This window comes from Pseudomonas sp. AKS31, assembly GCF_023634765.1.
Lineage (GTDB): Bacteria > Pseudomonadota > Gammaproteobacteria > Pseudomonadales > Pseudomonadaceae > Aquipseudomonas.
In genome coordinates this window covers 1-3,596 of sequence record NZ_JAMLFX010000029.1, presented here as the reverse complement: position 1 = coordinate 3,596, position 3,596 = coordinate 1, and the positions used below count along the sequence as shown (strand labels likewise).

General features: G+C 59.5%; 3 protein-coding genes. 2 read left to right on the top strand and 1 reads right to left on the bottom strand.

Annotated elements, in window-relative coordinates; all coding sequences use genetic code 11:
* Positions 1 to 146: 146 nt before the first annotated feature.
* Entirely contained in the window at positions 147 to 593 is a 447-nt protein-coding gene (locus tag M9827_RS27510; protein WP_250608358.1) for a response regulator, read from the bottom strand.
* A 258-nt stretch (positions 594 to 851) separates the two neighbouring features.
* On the opposite strand from M9827_RS27510, the gene M9827_RS27505 reads away from it, so the two are divergent.
* Positions 852 to 2,786 (top strand): putative nucleotidyltransferase substrate binding domain-containing protein, encoded by a 1,935-nt coding sequence (locus M9827_RS27505; RefSeq protein ID WP_350310013.1) that lies wholly within the window; start codon positions 852 to 854, stop codon positions 2,784 to 2,786.
* Entirely contained in the window at positions 2,783 to 3,490 is a 708-nt protein-coding gene (locus M9827_RS27500) for a 3'-5' exonuclease (protein ID WP_250608354.1), read from the top strand. Before M9827_RS27505 ends, M9827_RS27500 begins: the two co-directional genes overlap by 4 nt.
* Positions 3,491 to 3,596: the final 106 nt, after the last annotated feature.

Sequence of the window (3,596 nt, the reverse complement as noted above, 5' to 3'; positions counted from 1 at the left end):
CGACCGCTTATGAGCGGGCGATGGCGTCAAAACCACCTATCGAGGTGTCCGGAATTAGTTGACCACTGCAATCAAGTCGGTGTACCTCGTACATCCACCCCGGTCAGTCCCCTCTCCCTCTGGGAGAGGGTTAGGGTGAGGGGCTCTTAGGGTTCTATCCCCAGTTCATGCTTCACCAACGCCAACAACTTGCCCGTATCAATCGGCTTGAGCAGAAAATCCACAACGCTCAGATGCATCGCCGCAATCGCGTCTTTCACATCAGCATCGCCGGACACAATGATGATCGGCAGCGCCGCCCGCACCGACTCACGCACCTGCCGAATCAGCTCAAGGCCATCGACATTGCCCATGCGCAAATCGGTAATCACCAACCCGATCGAAGGTTTTTCATCGAGCATCTTCAGTGCCGTTTCGCCGCTGGCCGCGGTCATGCACCGAATGCCATCCAACGCGAGAATCTCCGACAACAGCTCCCGGGCGTCCTTGTCGTCATCGACGATCAGTACACGCTGCGGCGGCAAATCGGGTTCGAGCATTACAGCGCTGAGCGCTTCACGCTCAGCGTCGCTCAAAATATCGTGGTCGGACATGGCATTCTCTACGTTTTCAAATCAATCACCTGGCACAGTCGTCAGACATCGCTAAGCAGAGCTTCAATGTGCACTTCGTCGGATTTTTTCCAATAGGCTAACGGGCGAATTTCCGACTGTTTTTGTAGGGCACTTCCCAAATGTGCCCAACGGCAGCTCAAACCTAGACTTACGTCCAATGGGCACCCCGCTCGCAGGGGTCGACCATGGCCAGAACGATCCGACAACAACAATTCGAAAAAGACTGCGGTAATGGTTATGAGTAAAGCGGACGCCTTCACCCAGGCAGGGAAAACCGCGGTATTGCAAAACATCCAGGGCACCCTGCAATTCCTTCAGCGATTCCCGCCTTTCAATCAAATGGAACACGCCCACCTGGCCTATCTGGTGGAGCAATGTCAGCTGCGTTTCTACGGCCAGGGCGAAAGCATCATCAAACCCGCCGACGGCCCGGTCGAACACTTCTATATCGTCAAGCAAGGTCGGGTGGTCGGCGAACGTCAGCACATCACCAAACCCGGCACCGAAACCACGTTTGAAATCACCACCGGCGAATGCTTTCCGCTGGCCGCGCTGCTCGGCGAACGCGCAACCCGCACCGAGCACCTGGCTGGCGAAGACACCTTCTGCCTGCAACTGAACAAACTGGCGTTCATCAAACTGTTCGCCCTCTCCAACGCCTTCCGAGATTTCGCCTTGCGCGGGGTCAGCAGCCTGCTCGATCAAGTCAACCAGCAAGTGCAGCAGAAAGCCGTGGAAACCCTCGGCACGCAGTACTCGCTGAATACCCGACTGGGCGAACTGGCGATGCGTCACCCGGTGACCTGCGGCCCCGACACACCATTGCGTGAAGCAGTGAAACTGATGCACGAGCAGCAGGTCGGCAGCATCGTGGCGGTGGATGAACACAAAGCCCCACTGGGGATTTTCACCCTGCGCGATCTGCGGCATGTGGTGGCCGCCGGCGTCGGCGACTTCAGCGAAGCCATCGAGCGCCACATGACGCCCGCGCCCTTCTACTTGTCGCCGGATCACAGCGCGTTCGATGCGGCGATTGCCATGACCGAACGGCACATCGCGCACGTCTGTCTGGTCAAGGATCAGCGCCTGTGCGGCGTGGTCTCCGAGCGTGATCTGTTTTCCTTGCAACGGGTTGACCTGGTGCATCTGGCCCGGACCATCCGCAGCGCCCAGCGCGTCGAACAACTGGTGAGCCTGCGCGGCGAGATCGGCCAACTGGTCGAACGCATGCTCGCCCACGGCGCGTCTTCAACGCAGATCACTCACATCATCACCCTGCTCAACGACCACACCGTGTGCCGCGTGATCGAGCTGACCCTCGCGGAAAAAGGCGATCCCGGTGTGCCGTTCAGTTGGCTGTGTTTCGGCAGCGAAGGTCGCCGCGAGCAGACGCTGCACACCGATCAGGACAACGGCATTCTGTTTGACGCGCGGGACGCAGCACACGCGGCGGAGATTCGCGGCAAGCTGCTGCCGATTGCCCAGCAGATCAACCAAAGCCTGGCGCTGTGCGGCTTCACCCTGTGCAAGGGCAACATCATGGCCGGCAATCCCGAGCTGTGTCTGTCGCGGGCGGAGTGGGCGCGGCGCTTTGCGGCGTTCATTCGCGAGGCGACGCCGGAGAATCTGCTTGGCTCGAGTATCTATTTCGATCTTCGCGTGGTCTGGGGCGATGAAAAAAGCTGCGAACAATTGCGCCGCGGCATTCTCGATCAGGTCGGCGACAACCGTTTGTTCCAGCGCATGATGGCCGAGAACGCCCTGCGCAATCGTCCGCCGGTGGGACGTTTCCGCGAGTTTGTGCTGGCACGCAAGAATGGCGAGAAAGCCACGCTGGACCTCAAGGTACAGGGCCTGACGCCGTTCGTGGATGGCGCGCGATTGCTGGCGCTGGCCAACGGTATCGACGCCAACAATACCCTCGAACGCTTCCGTCAGTTGGTTGAAAAAGACGTCATCGAACGACTGGATGGCGCGGCGTATGAAGAGGCGTACCACTTCATTCAGCAAACGCGCATGCAACAGCATCAACTGCAGACCCGGGAGAACCTGCCCTACTCCAACCGTGTCGACCCGGACAGCCTCAACCATCTCGACCGGCGCATCCTGCGTGAATCCCTGCGCCAGGCCCAGCGCCTGCAGAGCAGCCTGACCTTGCGGTATCAGCTATGAGCCTGTTCTCGTGGCTGCGTCCGGCCAGCCCGGTGTTGCCGGTGGAACTGCAACAGCGTCTTGCGAAGCTGCCGGTGCACCGCGAACTCAGCGAATGCAGCCTGCGTGAACAACGCTGGGTGGTGCTGGATCTGGAAACCACCGGGCTGAATCTGAACAAGGACCGGGTGTTGTCGATCGGGGCGGTGGTGATCGAGGATGGCGCGATCGACTTCAGCCAGCAGTTCGAACGCACGCTGCAATGTCGCGAGCTGAAGCTCAGTCCCAGCGTGTTGATTCACGGCTTGGGGCCGAATGCGATTGCGGCGGGCAGTGAACCGGCCGAGGCGTTGCTGGAACTCATGGAATTTATCGGCGACAGCCCGGTGCTGGCGTTTCATGCGCCGTTCGATCAGCACATGCTCGGGCGTGCCTTGAAGGAACATCTGGGGCACAAGTTGCAGCCGGTGTTTCTGGATGTCGCCGACATTGCACCGCTGCTGTGTCCGCAAGCGAACATTCGTGAGGCCGGGCTGGATGAGTGGATCGACTGGTTCAAGCTTGAGGTGTTCGAGCGGCACAACGCGAGCGCCGACGCACTGGCCACTGCGGAGTTGGCGTTGATTCTGTTCAGCCGGGCGCGGGGGCAGCAGATTCATAGTCCGTTGAATTTGCAGCAGCGGTTGAGTCAGTGGAAGCGGCGGCAGCAGGCGCCGTCGTTCTGAAGTTGAGTTTAGTCCAAGATCCATCACCCTCACCCCAGCCCTCTCCCTGTATGTACCGGAGACATGGTGGACAGGTGTTCGGAGACATGGTGGACACATTTTAATA

What these genes read in the sequence shown, in the direction of transcription:
- M9827_RS27505 (WP_350310013.1), top strand. Translation starts at nt 852, where the DNA reads ATGAGTAAAGCGGACGCCTTCACCCAGGCAGGGAAAACCGCGGTATTG.
- M9827_RS27510 (WP_250608358.1), bottom strand. Translation starts at nt 593, where the DNA reads ATGTCCGACCACGATATTTTGAGCGACGCTGAGCGTGAAGCGCTCAGC.
- M9827_RS27500 (WP_250608354.1), top strand. Translation starts at nt 2,783, where the DNA reads ATGAGCCTGTTCTCGTGGCTGCGTCCGGCCAGCCCGGTGTTGCCGGTG.